General features: G+C 36.1%; 15 protein-coding genes. 11 read left to right on the top strand and 4 right to left on the bottom strand.

What is annotated here, in order from left to right; all coding sequences use genetic code 11:
- The first annotated feature begins 1 nt into the window (after position 1).
- The 3 genes from ribH (at position 2) to B8967_RS13070 (ending at position 3,756) form a co-directional block, all read left to right on the top strand.
- A complete protein-coding gene (gene ribH / locus B8967_RS13080) occupies positions 2-520 on the top strand; it encodes a 6,7-dimethyl-8-ribityllumazine synthase (RefSeq protein WP_034734563.1) in 519 nt (172 codons plus the stop codon).
- Positions 521-735: 215 nt separating this feature from the next.
- A complete protein-coding gene (locus tag B8967_RS13075; RefSeq protein WP_084086398.1) occupies positions 736-2,814 on the top strand; it encodes an LTA synthase family protein in 2,079 nt (692 codons plus the stop codon).
- 78 nt (positions 2,815-2,892) lie between these two features.
- Positions 2,893-3,756: a KPN_02809 family neutral zinc metallopeptidase gene (locus B8967_RS13070; RefSeq protein ID WP_047484620.1), complete on the top strand. Its 864-nt coding sequence runs from the start codon at positions 2,893-2,895 to the stop codon at positions 3,754-3,756.
- A 56-nt stretch (positions 3,757-3,812) separates the two neighbouring features.
- On the opposite strand, the gene B8967_RS13065 is transcribed toward B8967_RS13070, so the two are convergent.
- Together B8967_RS13065 and B8967_RS13060 are read right to left on the bottom strand one after the other, a co-directional pair.
- Positions 3,813-4,670 (bottom strand): GLPGLI family protein, encoded by an 858-nt coding sequence (locus B8967_RS13065; RefSeq protein ID WP_084086397.1) that lies wholly within the window; start codon positions 4,668-4,670, stop codon positions 3,813-3,815.
- A gap of 10 nt (positions 4,671-4,680) precedes the next feature.
- Positions 4,681-5,610 (bottom strand): GLPGLI family protein, encoded by a 930-nt coding sequence (locus B8967_RS13060; RefSeq protein ID WP_084086396.1) that lies wholly within the window; start codon positions 5,608-5,610, stop codon positions 4,681-4,683.
- 204 nt (positions 5,611-5,814) lie between these two features.
- Between B8967_RS13060 and B8967_RS13055 the strand changes: the two genes are divergently transcribed.
- The 6 genes from B8967_RS13055 (at position 5,815) to sufD (ending at position 10,632) form a co-directional block, all read left to right on the top strand.
- Complete coding sequence (locus tag B8967_RS13055) at positions 5,815-6,144, top strand: HesB/IscA family protein (protein WP_047484616.1); 330 nt, start codon at positions 5,815-5,817, stop codon at positions 6,142-6,144.
- A 68-nt stretch (positions 6,145-6,212) separates the two neighbouring features.
- On the top strand, positions 6,213-7,661 hold the full coding sequence (gene sufB / locus B8967_RS13050; RefSeq protein ID WP_047484614.1) for a Fe-S cluster assembly protein SufB: 1,449 nt from the start codon (positions 6,213-6,215) through the stop codon (positions 7,659-7,661).
- Between the two features lie 21 nt (positions 7,662-7,682).
- Positions 7,683-8,093, top strand: coding sequence for a hydroxyisourate hydrolase (gene uraH / locus B8967_RS13045; protein ID WP_084086621.1), 411 nt, complete (start codon positions 7,683-7,685; stop codon positions 8,091-8,093).
- Between the two features lie 30 nt (positions 8,094-8,123).
- Entirely contained in the window at positions 8,124-8,867 is a 744-nt protein-coding gene (gene sufC, locus B8967_RS13040) for a Fe-S cluster assembly ATPase SufC (RefSeq protein ID WP_047484612.1), read from the top strand.
- 30 nt (positions 8,868-8,897) lie between these two features.
- Complete coding sequence (locus B8967_RS13035) at positions 8,898-9,290, top strand: four helix bundle protein (protein WP_084086395.1); 393 nt, start codon at positions 8,898-8,900, stop codon at positions 9,288-9,290.
- Between the two features lie 34 nt (positions 9,291-9,324).
- Positions 9,325-10,632: a Fe-S cluster assembly protein SufD gene (gene sufD, locus B8967_RS13030; RefSeq protein ID WP_047484608.1), complete on the top strand. Its 1,308-nt coding sequence runs from the start codon at positions 9,325-9,327 to the stop codon at positions 10,630-10,632.
- Between the two features lie 71 nt (positions 10,633-10,703).
- Here sufD and B8967_RS13025 read toward each other — a convergent pair whose 3' ends face one another.
- Positions 10,704-11,627 (bottom strand): DUF3078 domain-containing protein, encoded by a 924-nt coding sequence (locus B8967_RS13025; protein WP_047484606.1) that lies wholly within the window; start codon positions 11,625-11,627, stop codon positions 10,704-10,706.
- Between the two features lie 240 nt (positions 11,628-11,867).
- Positions 11,868-12,794 carry a DUF3078 domain-containing protein gene (locus B8967_RS13020; RefSeq protein ID WP_084086394.1) on the bottom strand — a complete coding sequence of 309 codons (927 nt, stop codon included), beginning with the start codon at positions 12,792-12,794 and terminating at the stop codon, positions 11,868-11,870.
- A 248-nt stretch (positions 12,795-13,042) separates the two neighbouring features.
- Here B8967_RS13020 and B8967_RS13015 point away from each other — a divergent pair, with 248 nt between their 5' ends.
- Together B8967_RS13015 and dprA are read left to right on the top strand one after the other, a co-directional pair.
- A complete protein-coding gene (locus B8967_RS13015) occupies positions 13,043-13,810 on the top strand; it encodes a rhomboid family intramembrane serine protease (RefSeq protein WP_047484602.1) in 768 nt (255 codons plus the stop codon).
- A gap of 35 nt (positions 13,811-13,845) precedes the next feature.
- Positions 13,846-14,955: a DNA-processing protein DprA gene (dprA, locus tag B8967_RS13010; protein WP_084086393.1), complete on the top strand. Its 1,110-nt coding sequence runs from the start codon at positions 13,846-13,848 to the stop codon at positions 14,953-14,955.
- The last annotated feature ends 102 nt before the right edge of the window (positions 14,956-15,057 follow it).

Genomic DNA, 15,057 nt, shown 5'->3' with positions numbered 1-15,057 from the left:
AATGGCAACAGTTAATCTTTCCGATTACAAGCCACTTCATATAACTAATGCCGAAGATTTTTCTATCGGCATTGTTTTTTCTGAGTGGAATGACTTTGTAACGTACAATCTTCGTGATGCAGCTTTAGAAATACTTGAAAAAGAAGGGGTAAAACCTGAAAATATCAAACTTTTTCCTGTTCCCGGAGCTTTTGAATTGAACTATGCAAGCATGCAGCTTTGCAAAGAAAGAAAATATGATGCAGTGATATCCATCGGATGTGTGATCCGTGGGGAAACCCCTCACTTCGACTATGTGTGCTCTGCAGTAGCACAGGGAATCAAAGACTGTAACATCATGACGGATACTCCTACAATATTCTGCGTATTGACTGACGACACCAAAGAACAGTCTATTGCCAGAAGTGGTGGTGACTTAGGAAACAAAGGCGTTGAAGCAGCAGTAACCGCTTTAAGAATGATTGATTTCAAAAAGAAATTATCAGATAAAAAAGGAAATATCGGATTCGGACATTCCTAATTTGATTCCCCCTTCACGATACACAGGACTATTTTTAATAGTCCTTTTTTATTGAATCGATGCAAAAACATATAGAACAGTTGAAAAATAAATAGACTGAAAATTTATTTTTTCAATTCATAAATCTTACTCATAAACGCTATATTTTTATTTTTTTTTGTTAAAAGTTAGACACAAAAACTATCTTTGTGTAAACTACTATAGACAGTATCTCTATGTTTTTAAAAAAAATAAAACCGTTCCTATATTTAGGAGTTTTCTATCTTATTATTTCGTTAATAATAAGGACAGTCTTCTTTTTTCACCCTATTACCACAGCTAGTTTTGGGTTTTTTGAAATAATAAAAGTCTTGTTAGTTGGTCTTTTGAATGATTTCTTTGTCTTCATACTGGCCAGTGCATTACTGGCACTCTACTTTTTATTTCTCTCCAATTCAAAATATAAAAAGCCCTACGGCTATATTATTTTTGGGATATTAGTCTTGTTTTTCCTTTATATATGGCTCATTCCGAACAATATTTTCAAGCAGTACGGAGGTTCTGTAACAGAAGTTGCGCTAGCGTTTGTAGGAATAAAGACTTTTTTCTTTGGGCTCATGCTCTTCCTTCCCACTCAAAGGATTAAGATTCGTAACACATTATACTTTATTACCCTTTTATTATATGTACTTTCCATCATCTTTAATGGAGTAAGTGAATACTTCTTCTATAATGAATTCGGAGTACGTTATAACTTCATAGCAGTAGATTATCTGATTTACACCAATGAAGTGATTGGGAATATTATGGAAAGCTACCCTGTAGTTCCATTATTTTCAGCAATACTTATAGTAACCTTATCTATTACCTGGTTCATTTATAAAAAAACAAAAAATGAGCTTCTGGAACTTCCCAATTTCAAAGAAAAAATGATTTTGCTGGGCTCCTATGCTGTTCTTTGTGGAATTAGCTTATTAGTGATCCCATCATTAATGCAGATAAAGTCTGACAATGTTTTTGCGGATGAAATTGAAGCGAATGGAATTCCTAAGTTCTATTGGGCCTTTACCCATAATGAGCTCGATTATTTCCAGTTTTATTCACAGATCAATCAACAGCAGGCAGAAAAGAATTTCTTAAGCCAGTATTCGCCGCCTGTACTGGCAAGGAATATTGTGGCTGAACAGCCCGAGCTAAAGAAAAATGTAGTCCTGATTTCCATAGAAAGTCTTTCTGCAGATTTTATGGAGCATTATGGAAATACTCAAAAAATCACCCCGTTCTTAGACAGTCTGGCAGAGAAGTCATTGATGTTCACGAATCTCTATGCTACAGGAAACAGAACCGTACGCGGTCTGGAAGCTTTAACTCTTTGTATTCCTCCTACAGCAGGAGAAAGTATTATTAAAAGAGATGATAACAAAAACAAATTTACAACAGGAAATGTTTTCAAGTCTAAGGGCTATGATGTTAAGTTTCTCTATGGAGGATACAGCTATTTTGATAATATGCAGGACTTCTTCGGAGGAAACGGGTATGGTATTGTAGACCGAAATAATTTTAAACCTGAAGAAATCAGTTTTGCCAATGTTTGGGGTGTTGCTGATGAAGATATGGCTAAAAAAGCAATCCAGGTGATGAATGCCGAAGCAAAATCAGGAAAACCGTTTTTTAATCATTGGATGACCGTTTCCAATCACAGACCCTTCACTTACCCTGATGGAAGAATTGATATTCCGGGAACCTCAAAATCCCGTGAAGGTGGTGTAAAATATACAGATTATTCCCTTAAACTGTTCTTTGACATGGCTAAAAAGCAGGATTGGTACAAAAATACAGTCTTTGTTATCATTGCTGACCATTGTGCTTCCAGTGCAGGGAAAACAGAACTTCCAATGGATAAATACAGAATTCCTGCAATGGTCTTCTCGGAAGGATTTATCGAGCCTCAAAAGTTTAATTCACTGATGTCTCAGATCGATATAATGCCTACTGTTTTAGGACTTCTGAATTTCAGTTATCAGTCTAAGTTTCTGGGTCAGGATGTTTTCAAAAAAGAATTCCAGCCTAAAGCGTATGTTGCCACCTATCAGGATCTGGGCTTTATAAAAGACGGACATCTAACGGTCATTTCTCCGGTGAAAAAGGCAAAACAATATTCTTTAGAACTGGAAAAAAGTGATCTTGCACCGGAATTTAAGCTGTATTATAACGAAAAACTATTGAAGAATACCAATCAGAAACTGATAGATGAAACGATTTCAGCCTATCAGTCTACCTCCTATTGGCTAAAAACAAAACAGCTGAACAGATAAAAACTTGAGATATTTTTAAAATATTGATTGATATAGTTTTAACTTAAATTAATTAAATTTACCCATAAAATTATTAGTATGAAATGGACAGACGACAGAGGCGGAAACGTTGATGACCGCCGTGGTTCCGGAGGCGGAGGAGGTGGTATGATCGTAGGCGGCGGACTCGGAACTTTAATTATAGCAGCAATTGTGTTCTTTTTAGGAGGAGATCCTTCCGGTATATTGAATTCCGGCAGCGTACAGTCTTCAGGAAATTCCGGTGAAAAAAGAGAACTTACGGCCAATGAAAAGCAGATCGGTGAAATGGTCGATATGATGGCCAAATGGAATATTTTAACCTGGGATCAGATCTTTAAAGAAAATGGGATGACCTATTCTGCACCAGAAGTAGTCCTTTTTGAAAATACGACAAGGTCTGCATGTGGTGTGGCAGAATCTGCAATGGGACCTTTCTATTGCCCGGCTGATCAGAAAGTATATATGGACATGAGTTTCTTCAATGAACTTCAACAGAGATTTGGAGCAAAGGTTACCGAATTTACAGTGGCTTATGTTCTTGCTCATGAAGTAGGACATCATGTACAAACTCTTTTGGGTACAACACAAAAAGTAGATGCCCTCAGAAGAAGCGGAAGATATTCAGAAGCAGAGATGAACAGAGTCTCTGTGGCCACAGAGTTACAAGCCGATTTTTATGCCGGAGTCTGGGCCAAGAAAACGGATGACTCCAAACATATTCTGGAACCTGGAGATATACAGTCTGCTATAGATGCAGCACAGGCTGTGGGAGATGATAATATCCAAAAAAGAGCTCAGGGGTATGTTAATCAGGAAAGTTTTACCCACGGATCATCAGCACAACGTAAAGAATGGTTCATGAAGGGGTATAATAGTGGTGATATCAGACAAGGAGACACTTTCAACCAGCTTTTGAAATAAACTGACAGAATAAAAATAAAAAAATCCCTGAAGAAAATTTCTTCAGGGATTTTTATTTATTGTAATTCAATGGGATTACTGTTTTTCTTAGCTTCTTCTTTTACCCTCTCTTCCATTCTTTTTTTCATATCAGCAGGATTTTGGTTTCCACCTCCGCCCGGGCCTCTTCCTCCTCCAACTCTCATCGTAGTGGCGAATCCACCTTGTCCTCCGCTTTGACTCATAAAGGCCGCAGGATCAGATTTGAACTTCTGCTGCTGCTTTATAAAATCAGTTCTTTTCACTTTTATTGGAGTTCCAAACTGGTTCAGGACAGGAAATTCAGCAATTTTAAAGTTTTTCATCAAATCGAAAGAATAATCTCCTTTGTCATCTTCTACTTTTACAATCAGTCCCGGAAGCCCGCCGAACTTATAGGGTCCATCCTGATATGGAAGATCCGTAGTAAACCAGGCAGTCCATTTTCTTCCAGCAAAATCAGTTTCTGCTTTTTGAACTTTATACTCCCCAATTTTTGTAGTTTCTGAGGAAATTTTCCAGTTCAGAGGTCTGTCTTCTTCATAAGAATAGCTATCCCTTCCTATTCTATCTTTCAAATAAGTCTTCTGATTCGTTTTATCTTTTTCTACAGAATAGCTGATATTCGTTCTCAAATTTTCCATCTGATCCCTACTCACACTTCCTCTTCCGCCACCTCCCTGAAATGCTTTTTGCATAATAGAGTCCCTTTTGATTCTGTTTTCAGAGTAAAAGACTGATTTTTCAGGAGAAATATCCAAATAGGCATTTTCAGTTTTAATATCCGCTTTATTTTCTGCATCAGGTTTCATAGTTACCTGATACACAAATCTGTTGGTTTGTGCAGAGACATGCTGTATAAAGAATGCCAAAGCAATAATACCTAATTTTTTCATTTATATTTTTTTATTTTAATTCAATAGGATTTTGGATTGAGCCACTTCCAAAAGAAAAATGTTCTGCTCCTTGATTTTGCTGTACAGGAGAATCCTGATGATTTCCACCCATACCTCCCCGCATTCCTCCGCCCGGGTGACCACCGCCTCTCATTCCGCCTCCGTGTCTTCCTTCTCCATTAAAACCCATATTCTCTCCTCCATTATTTCCTGCCATAGATTTTCTGTTTTTATTAGACTCTAGTTCCAAAGCTGCTTTATCTCCGTGGAAATTAATTCTTGTACTTTGTTTTGCATCAGCATTTATAGGCTCCTCAAAAGCATCCTTAATCTGGATTTTCTTAACAAGATCGAACTTAAAATCTCCTTTATCATCTTCCAGTTTCACAATCAACCCCGGTAATCCCGAGAATTTGTACGGACCATCAGAAATAGCAATATCTTTCGTAAACCAGGCAGTCCAACTCCTGCCTCCAAAATTGACAACAGCTTTTTGAGCAGGATATCCATTCTGTTTTTCTACAGTTTGGGTTATTTCCCATTTCAAAGGTCTGTCTTCCTGATAATAAATTTGTTTACCGGCAGCTTTCTCATAATAATATACTTTTTGCTCCGGAATATTCTTTGAAACAAAATATTCAAAAAAAGTAGGTTCAATATGTCTCTTCCCTTCCTGTTTTGGAAAATATTTATCTCCTTTTCTATTATTTTCTTTTATTTCCGATCTAAAAGAATTTAAAAGAGAATCTTTTTTCAATTTATTTTCACTGACAAATAAAGAACGGTTTCCTTTAATATCTAAAAAAGTTTTTTCAATTTTCATGCTTACCAGATTAATTGAATCCGGGTTCACTGAAGTTTCATAGATATACCTTGTAGTCTGTCCATAAGACGCTACCATTAAAAACAATACAAAAAAAATTAATACTTTTTGTTTCATTGTTCATTTTATTTATAGATGAAAAATAGAATTCAAGGTTAAAAGTATTCAGGTCTTTGAGAGAAAATTTATACATCTTTAACACTAATCCCAGAAATTAAAATGTCGTATTAAGATCAGAATCATTAAAATAGATATCTTCGATTTGAGATTGCGGAAATTAGTTCGTATTTTTGCCTAATTAAATCATTCTAAATAAATACAATGATAAAAGTATCAGATTACGCAAAGGAAAAAGCCATTCAGCTGATGACAGAAGATGGTTTTAACCCTGCTGAAGATTATATAAGAGTTGGTGTTAAAAGCGGCGGATGCTCTGGTTTAGAGTATGTTTTAAAGTTTGACAACCAAAAAACAGACACAGATCAGATTTTTGAAGATAATGACATTAAAATTGTTATTGATAAAAAATCTATCTTATACTTAGCAGGAACAACTCTTGAGTACTCAGGAGGATTGAACGGAAAAGGGTTTGTATTTAACAACCCGAATGCATCCAGAACATGTGGATGTGGAGAATCATTTAGTCTTTAGAGAAAAGACATTAGATACTAGAAATCAGAAATCAACCTGAAATCTAAAATCTGAAATAAAAAAAAATAATGAGTAAATATACTGAAGACGATTTAAGAGTCGATCTAGAAAATAAAAAATATGAATTCGGTTGGGAAACGAAGATTGATTATGAAGACTTCCCAATTGGTTTGAATGAGGATATCGTCCGTGCTATCTCTGCAAAAAAAGAAGAGCCTGAATGGATGACTGAATGGCGTTTGGAATCTTTCAAAATCTGGCTAAAGATGGTGGAGCCTGAGTGGGCAAACATCAAATATGAAAAGCCGGATTTTCAAGCAATCCGTTACTATGCTGCTCCAAAGGCAAAACCTGAATTGGAAAGCCTTGACGAAGTGGACCCGGAATTATTGAAAACTTTCGCAAAGCTAGGGATTAATATCGAAGAGCAGAAAAGACTTTCAGGAGTAGCTGTAGATATTGTAATAGACTCAGTTTCTGTGAAAACCACTTTCCAGGATACATTGGCTGAAAAAGGAATTATTTTCTGTTCTATTTCTGAGGCCATTAAAAACCATCCTGATTTAGTAAGAAAATATCTTGGAAAAGTAGTTCCAAGAGGAGATAACTTTTATGCAGCATTGAATTCCGCAGTATTTTCTGACGGAAGTTTCTGCTATATTCCTAAGGGAGTAAGATGCCCAATGGAACTTTCCACATATTTCCGTATCAACCAGGCAGGAACAGGCCAGTTTGAAAGAACTCTTGTCATTGCTGATGAAGGAAGTTATGTTTCTTATCTTGAGGGATGTACTGCTCCGTCAAGAGATGAAAACCAGCTTCACGCTGCGGTTGTAGAGCTTATTGCAATGGATGATGCAGAGATCAAATACTCAACTGTTCAGAACTGGTATCCGGGTAATGAAGAAGGAAAAGGAGGTGTTTTCAACTTTGTGACAAAAAGAGGACTTTGCGAAAGAAATGCAAAAATCTCTTGGACACAGGTGGAAACAGGTTCTGCAGTAACATGGAAATATCCATCTTGTATTCTGAAAGGTGACGGATCAATCGGAGAGTTCTACTCTATCGCTGTGACAAACAATCACCAATATGCAGATACAGGTACAAAAATGATCCACATTGGAAAAAACACCAAGTCAACGATCATTTCAAAAGGTATTTCTGCAGGAAAATCTCAAAACTCATACAGAGGATTGGTAAAGGTAATGCCTACTGCTAAAGGGGCAAGAAACTTCTCTCAATGTGACTCTTTATTGATGGGTAATGAATGTGGGGCACATACCTTCCCTTATATTGAAATCAAAGATCCTACGGCACAACTGGAGCACGAAGCAACGACTTCGAAAATCGGAGAAGATCAGATTTTCTACTGTAACCAAAGAGGTATTGATACGGAAAGAGCAATTGCCCTGATCGTGAATGGTTTCAGCAAAGAAGTTTTAAATAAACTTCCAATGGAATTTGCTATCGAAGCACAGAAATTATTAGAAATTTCATTAGAAGGTTCAGTTGGATAGTCCACTGAGAAAATGGTCTCTATGAAAAAGTTTTTATTGTTATTTTTTGGATTCATTTTCTTGGCCTTTTCTGCTCAGGAAAAGACGGGATTTCAACTTTCAAGTCATATTCTTGACATTTCGCAGGGACAACCTGCAGGAAATGTAAAAATTGAACTGGAGAAATATAATGAAACAACCCAGCAATGGGTTTCTATAGGTAAAAAGCAAACTGATAATAATGGCAGGGTTTCAGATTTTTTACCATACCAAAAGAGCAATAATTACGGAAAATACAAACTCGTATTCTTTGTAGAAGATTATTATAAAAACAAAAAAATAGAAAGCTTCTATCCGTCTATTGAGGTAATATTCCAGATAAAAAATAATGAACATTATCATGTTCCTATTACTTTATCACCATTTGGATATTCCACATACAGAGGAAGCTAATACAATTATAAAAAGAAAAAGTTAGCAAGAATGTTACAAATAAAAGACCTTCACGCCAAAATTGAAGATGGCGCAGAAATATTAAAAGGTATTAATCTTGAAATAAAGCCGGGCGAAGTTCACGCTATCATGGGGCCAAACGGAGCTGGTAAATCCACACTTTCTTCTGTAATCGCAGGAAAAGAGGATTATGAAGTAACTGGTGGAGAAATCCTTTTCCAGGGTGAAGATATCAGTGAAGATGCTCCTGAAGACAGAGCGCACAAAGGAATCTTCCTTTCTTTCCAGTATCCAGTGGAAATTCCGGGAGTTTCTGTAACGAACTTTATCAAGGCTGCTTTAAACGAAACCAGAAAAGCAAACGGACTGGGAGAAATGCCGGCAAAAGAAATGCTTGCTCTCATTCGTGAAAAGTCCGAAAAATTAGGGATCAAAAAAGATTTCCTTTCAAGATCATTAAACGAGGGATTCTCCGGAGGTGAAAAGAAAAGAAATGAGATCTTCCAGATGATGATGCTTAATCCTAAACTGGCCATTCTTGATGAAACAGATTCAGGATTAGACATTGATGCATTAAGAATTGTAGCAGATGGGGTGAATCACTTTAAAAATGAAGGAAATGCAGTTCTTTTGATTACACACTATCAAAGATTGCTTAACTATATTCAACCTGACTTTGTTCACGTTTTAGCCAATGGAAAAATCATCAAAACAGGTGATAAATCTTTAGCGTTAGAACTTGAAGAAAAGGGTTACGACTGGCTGCTTAACTAATTTGAAGTTTGCGATTTGAGATTTGAAATTATGGCAACTATAAATAATTTTGAGGATTTAGAAATATGGAAAAGATCCAGAGAATTATGCCAGAAAGTTTTCATCTCACTCGTACAAAATTCAAATTGCAGTCTAAACATTAAAAATCAAATAGACCGTTCATCGGCTTCTGTAATGGATAACATTGCAGAAGGTTTTGAAAGGGAGGGAAATAAAGAATTTATCAATTTTCTATCTATGTCAAAAGGTTCATGTGGTGAAGTAAGATCTCAATTAATCAGAGCATTTGATAGAAATTTTATTACCGAAAATGAATTTAATGATTTGAAAAAGGATTATACGGATTTATCAAAGATGATTTCCGGCTTTATAAGATATTTAAAAACTATCGAACATAATAGCAATAAATTTAACCGTCCGTAATTTCAAATCTCAAATCTCAAATTTCAAATAAACAATGAGTTTAAACGAACAAATTTTAAATAATCATAACGAATTTCTCAGTACACTTCGTCACCGTTTTTTGGATGAAACGAGAGTTCAGGCTTTAGGAAAGTTTGCAGAAACAGGTTTTCCTACCAAAAAAGACGAAGAGTTTAAATATACCAACCTAAGGGAGATCACTGAGAAAGACTACAATTTCTTTCCAAAAGAGAACCATAACATCACCAAAGAGCAGTTTGACCAACTACACTTAGGAGAAGAAAATTTTGACTGGATCGTTTTTGTAAACGGGCAGCTTCATAAGGAACTTTCTAAGGTTTCTATTGAAAATGCAGAGTTTCTTTCATTCAATTATGCATTGAATGACGAGCAGCATAAAGAAGTTTTCGATCAGTACTTTAACAGTATTGCAGCTAAGGATTTGGCTTTCACCAATTTAAATCTTGCTTACTGCAAATATGGATTCTTTTTAAAAGTTCCTAAAAATGTGGTGATTGAAAAACCTATTCATATTTTCTATATTTCTCAGAATCAGGAAGAAAACACATTCTACAATACAAGAAACCTATTGATTGTAGAAGAGGGAGCAAAAGTGGAAGTGATTGAAAGTCACCATAATTTTGACAGTACTTATGTATTGACCAATTCCGTAACGGAGATCTTTACTTATCCAAATGCAAAAGCAGATTGGCATAAACTTCAGAACGATAACAATACCTCATATCTTATTGATAATACCTTTGCAAAACAGGAGAAAGACAGCTTAACCACTGTAAATACATTCTCTTTTGGAGGTAAATTGGTAAGAAATAACCTGGATTTCATTCATAATGGATCAAATATCAATTCATTCATGAACGGAATTACCATCATCGGAAAAGACCAGCTGGTAGACCACCATACCGCAGTTCACCACAATTTTCCAAACTGTGAAAGTTATCAGAACTACAAGGGTATCTTTGATGGCAATGCCCACGGAGTTTTCAACGGGAAAGTTTTTGTTGACAAAATTGCCCAGAAAACGAATGCCTATCAGCAAAACAACAATGTTTTATTAAGTGAAGGGGCAAGTATTGATACAAAACCTCAGTTGGAGATCTTTGCAGATGACGTAAAATGTTCTCACGGATGTACAGTAGGTCAGCTTAATGAAGACGCCCTGTTTTATCTGAGAGCAAGAGGTATCTCTAAAAAAGAAGCACAGGCACTTCTTTTATATGCATTTGCGAATGATGCGATGCAGAATATCGACATTGAGCCTTTAAAAGAAAAAATTTCAAAGCTATTGGCGGAGAAATTAGAAGTTGATTTAGAATTTTAAGACTTATATAATTGATACATAAGAAAGCACTTCAAATTGAAGTGCTTTCTTATTATGTATAGTGATTAAGATTATTTCTTAAGCCAACCCTGGTTATCCTTGTTCTCTGAACGTTTCTTTCCGTTATCGATATTATAGGCCAACCCTACCCCTAACGTTTGTTTTAGCTGGGTTTTCTTGATCTGGTTGTGGTCATATAATAAATCAAGTGTTACATTGGTAGAAATATATTTATTGATCTTCATATTAAGGACTCCACTATATCCAAGAACCAATCTGTCCGGATGATCTAAATAGTTTGAAAAAACAGACCCCGTATTGATCAGGCTGATATTCTCCATGATTTTCAGCTTGTAAATAGCTGTTCCCAGGAAACCGAATTGAAAAAGCGAAGAATCTCCATCGTTTTTAAGGCCATAAGTTCCTGCTTTTTGAAGATCTTTATCCAGAACAAAAGTCCATCTTGCGTTGGCAGGGCGAAGGGTCATCGTAAAATTATCGTTAGGACGGTAGGTAACACCTGCTCCTAAATTTAAATACCCCGGTGCAAAAAAGTTTGATATTTTCTTGGCATCAGGATTGTTCCCATCCTCATATCCCGGAGCAAATTGAGTCTGAAGACTAGCTCCCATAGAATAGTACCAGTTTTTGGCAAATTCTCTACCATAGTTAGTAGAAAGATTGATAACATCCTGGGTTTTTCTTACCCCCGTACCCTGGGTATTATTTTGGCCATATCCAAGGATAATAATGTTTTCCCAAAGATCTTTACCTTTCTCGTAAGTCAGGTTGTAATTGACACCGGCAAGCCATCCCACGTTGTTGGCTCCACCTCCTACCCAATTGGAAAAGGCAGCCTGATTAAGCATTAATGTGTTTTGCCCCTGAATAGACCAGGCTTTAACAGTATCAGCTGCAGGAGCTGCAGTTTTAGTTTCCTGTGCTGCCACAATAGCCCCAAAAGAAATGGAAGCCATCAATAAAAGTTTTTTCATAATTAATTATTTTCCTTACAAATGTATAAATAATAATTTACGCCCCGGTAATATTCACTTTAATTTGAATTTAACAAGGTTTAAATATCACGTGTAACTAGTTAAAAATAAGATATTTAAAAACTTAACTCTCAGAAAAAACAGAGTCTAAACTTAAAACTACTTAAGTTGACCTCACCATCATCCACAAAAAAAGCACTCCGGTTTGGAGTACTTTTTACTGCTCTATATTTTTATTACCTATTTCTTAATCCACCACTGGCTGTCTTTACGGTCAGAGCGCTTCACCCCATTATCCAGCGTATAGGCAAAGCCAATTCCCAGGGTTTGTTTTAGCTGGGTTTTCTCTATTTGGTTATGATCATACAGCAAATCTAAACTTATATTGGAGGAAATATACTTATTAACTTTCAGGTTTAAAAGAGCTCCGTACGCAAGCACCAACCTATCAGGACGGTCAAGATAATTGGAAAAGACAGAAGCCGTATTCGTTAAATGAATATCTTCCATAATTTTCACTTTATATATTGCCGTTCCCAAAAAACCGAACTGCAATAGTGAAGAATCACCATCATTTTTCAGACCGTAATTTCCTGCCAGCTGAAGACTTTTATCTAGTACAAACGTCCATCTGGCGTTGGTAGGACGTAAAGTTACCGTCAAATCATCGTTGGGCCTGTAGGTAATACCCATACCGACGTTTACATATCCCGGGGCCATGAAATTTGAAATTTTCTTTGCCTCAGGATTATTGCCATCTTCATATCCCGGAGCAAACTGTGACTGTATGCCTGCTCCCAAAGAGAAATACCAACTCTTGGAAAATTTTCTCCCGTAGTTGGTAGAGACATTTAAAACGTCCTGAGTTTTTCTTATTCCTAAACCTTTGGTATCATTTTGTCCATATCCCATGATAACGATATTCTCCCAAAGGTCATTTTCTTTTTCATAGGTCATATTGTAATTGATGCCCGCAAGCCAACCTACATTATTCGCTCCACCACCTACCCAGTTGGAAAAGGCAGCCTGATTAAGCATTACTGTATTTTTTCCTAACACTGACCAGTATTTTACTGTGTCTACCACTACAGAATCTTTTTTCAATTCTTCTTGTGCACTTACATAAATCCCTATGAAAAAGGAAAGAATTAATAAAAACCGCTTCATTTTCTAAAAATTTTCAATGCAAAAATATTAAATATAATTTTTTTTAAAGGTTAATTGATCTTCAAAAAATTCATTTTTCATCAGATTTTAGCCTCAATAATGTAGTGTATAAATAAATTCAATGCCAAAATACTCGTTTCATAAAATAAAATTGATACCTTTTGTCTTAAAATCAGGTAAGTAGAATATGATTCATCGACAAATTTTCCGAAATTTATCGTTGGCTTTTGATTTGACATAAAATCTACATGTTTAAAAATGTACTTTCCAAAAGAGCGATTATATACCCCTTGCTGATGCTTTCAGCAATGTGGTTCGGATACTTTTTACAGATGCGCGGCTTTTTTGGAAGTTGCTTTGGGGCTATTATCCCTTTAGTACCCGAAGGATTGTTGGGGGTGATTACATCTCCCCTTTTACATGGAAATATAGATCATATCATAGGAAACTCCATTCCTATTGCTGCCCTGATGTTTCTGCTGTACCAGTTTTATCCTTTAGTAGCCAATAAGGTCTTTATTATCGGCTGGCTGGCAACAGGGCTTTTGGTCTGGCTGCTTCCCCCTATCGACATTCTTACCGGTGATTATATGTACACCTGTACCATAGGAGCCAGTGGGGTGGTATACGTTCTTGCTTTTTTCCTTTTCTTCAGCGGAGTATTTAAATGGAATACAAAGCTGCTTACCATATCATTGCTTGTCGTATTGTATTATGGAAGTTTAATTTGGGGAATGCTTCCTGAGGAGCTGTTCTATACGATGCAGGAGCCGAGTAAAATCTCCTGGCAGGCTCACCTTTCCGGTGCAGTCGTAGGAAGTATTATTGCTTTTGCTTTTAAAAATGTAGGCGAAAAAAAGAAAAAATATATCTGGGAATTTCCTAATTATTATAGTGAAAAGGATGACAAATTGTGGCAGGAATATAAAGAAAACCATCCTGAAGATTTTCTGGAATTACCTTATAAAAAGAGAGATGATATCTGGAATCATTTGGAGGAATTAAGAAAGAAGTAAAAGCTTATTTTTACTACATTTGAAAAAAAACACACATGATTTCCGAAGAATATTTATATGCCGTCGCTCTCCGCGAATGCAGCCAGATTGGTGACATTAATTTTTATAAACTTGTCCGGGCTTTTGGAAGTGCAGAAGAAGCATGGAAAAGGAGCAAAAAAGAATATAAAAAACTGGAAGGAATGGGATCAAAAACCGTTTCTGACATAGGAAATAAAGAACATCTGGATTTTGCAGAAAAAGAATTAAAATTTTGCGAAAAAAATAATATCCAGATCAAGCTCAGACATCTTAAAGAAATTCCCCAACACCTTCATGAATGTCAGGATGCTCCTGCCATAGTCTATCAAAAGGGGAAGCTTGATGATTCACTTCGTAAGGTAAGCATAGTAGGAACCCGGAATATGACCACTTATGGCCGGCAATTTATTCATGATTTCTTTGAAGCTACCCGTTCTGCTCCATTTTTATCCGTAAGTGGTCTTGCATTGGGAGTAGATAAAGAGGTGCATGAACAATCTATTCACTACCGAAAACCCACCGTAGCGGTACTTGCTCATGGTTTTCAGTTTTTATATCCGGCCAACAACAGAAAACTGTCAGAAAAAATTCTTCAGGAGGGAGGAGTATTGCTTACCGAATTCAGCTCAACCAGAAAACCGGACCGGGAAAATTTCATTCAAAGGAACAGAATTGTGGCAGGAATTTCCCCTTCCACCATTGTTGTAGAAACGGGATTCGGAGGAGGATCTGTGAGTACGGCAACTTTTGCCAATGACTACAACAGGGATGTTTTTGCGCTTCCGGGAAAAATTACTGACGCTTACAGCCAAGGTTGTAATCAATTGATTTTCCATCATAAAGCAACTGCTATTTCAACCCTGAAAGACCTTATCAATCTGCTGGGATTGAATGATCCTCCGGAGAAAATCGAAGAGCTTTTCCCATACAGTGAATCTGTCATACAATTAACTGATATTCAACAGACAATATATCAATACATAAAAGAGAATCCACAGATATCTTTAGACGATCTTTCGCTGGAAATTGAAATTTCCTCACACAAAATTTTACCAATCATTTTAGAATTGGAGCTTTTAGGGAAAGTAAAATCATTTTCCGGGAGGCAATTTATCGCAATTTAAGAATTAACGATTTCTTAATATTGCATTATTTCATACATAACATTTCATTTTTAATAAAATTTAATAGCAAATTATTAATTTAATAATATTCTGAAACATTAT

Source organism: Chryseobacterium sp. YR221, from assembly GCF_900176315.1.
Classification (GTDB): Bacteria; Bacteroidota; Bacteroidia; order Flavobacteriales; family Weeksellaceae; genus Chryseobacterium; species Chryseobacterium rhizosphaerae.
The sequence above is the reverse complement of the archived record's forward strand: the minus strand, read 5'-3'. Positions and strand labels throughout refer to the sequence as shown.

What these genes read in the sequence shown, in the direction of transcription:
- uraH (WP_084086621.1), top strand. Translation starts at nt 7,683, where the DNA reads ATGAAAAAGTTTTTATTGTTATTTTTTGGATTCATTTTCTTGGCCTTT.
- ribH (WP_034734563.1), top strand. Translation starts at nt 2, where the DNA reads ATGGCAACAGTTAATCTTTCCGATTACAAGCCACTTCATATAACTAAT.
- B8967_RS13035 (WP_084086395.1), top strand. Translation starts at nt 8,898, where the DNA reads ATGGCAACTATAAATAATTTTGAGGATTTAGAAATATGGAAAAGATCC.
- B8967_RS13075 (WP_084086398.1), top strand. Translation starts at nt 736, where the DNA reads ATGTTTTTAAAAAAAATAAAACCGTTCCTATATTTAGGAGTTTTCTAT.
- B8967_RS13065 (WP_084086397.1), bottom strand. Translation starts at nt 4,670, where the DNA reads ATGAAAAAATTAGGTATTATTGCTTTGGCATTCTTTATACAGCATGTC.
- B8967_RS13025 (WP_047484606.1), bottom strand. Translation starts at nt 11,627, where the DNA reads ATGAAAAAACTTTTATTGATGGCTTCCATTTCTTTTGGGGCTATTGTG.
- sufC (WP_047484612.1), top strand. Translation starts at nt 8,124, where the DNA reads ATGTTACAAATAAAAGACCTTCACGCCAAAATTGAAGATGGCGCAGAA.
- sufD (WP_047484608.1), top strand. Translation starts at nt 9,325, where the DNA reads ATGAGTTTAAACGAACAAATTTTAAATAATCATAACGAATTTCTCAGT.
- B8967_RS13055 (WP_047484616.1), top strand. Translation starts at nt 5,815, where the DNA reads ATGATAAAAGTATCAGATTACGCAAAGGAAAAAGCCATTCAGCTGATG.
- B8967_RS13070 (WP_047484620.1), top strand. Translation starts at nt 2,893, where the DNA reads ATGAAATGGACAGACGACAGAGGCGGAAACGTTGATGACCGCCGTGGT.
- B8967_RS13020 (WP_084086394.1), bottom strand. Translation starts at nt 12,794, where the DNA reads ATGAAGCGGTTTTTATTAATTCTTTCCTTTTTCATAGGGATTTATGTA.
- dprA (WP_084086393.1), top strand. Translation starts at nt 13,846, where the DNA reads ATGATTTCCGAAGAATATTTATATGCCGTCGCTCTCCGCGAATGCAGC.
- sufB (WP_047484614.1), top strand. Translation starts at nt 6,213, where the DNA reads ATGAGTAAATATACTGAAGACGATTTAAGAGTCGATCTAGAAAATAAA.
- B8967_RS13060 (WP_084086396.1), bottom strand. Translation starts at nt 5,610, where the DNA reads ATGAAACAAAAAGTATTAATTTTTTTTGTATTGTTTTTAATGGTAGCG.
- B8967_RS13015 (WP_047484602.1), top strand. Translation starts at nt 13,043, where the DNA reads ATGTTTAAAAATGTACTTTCCAAAAGAGCGATTATATACCCCTTGCTG.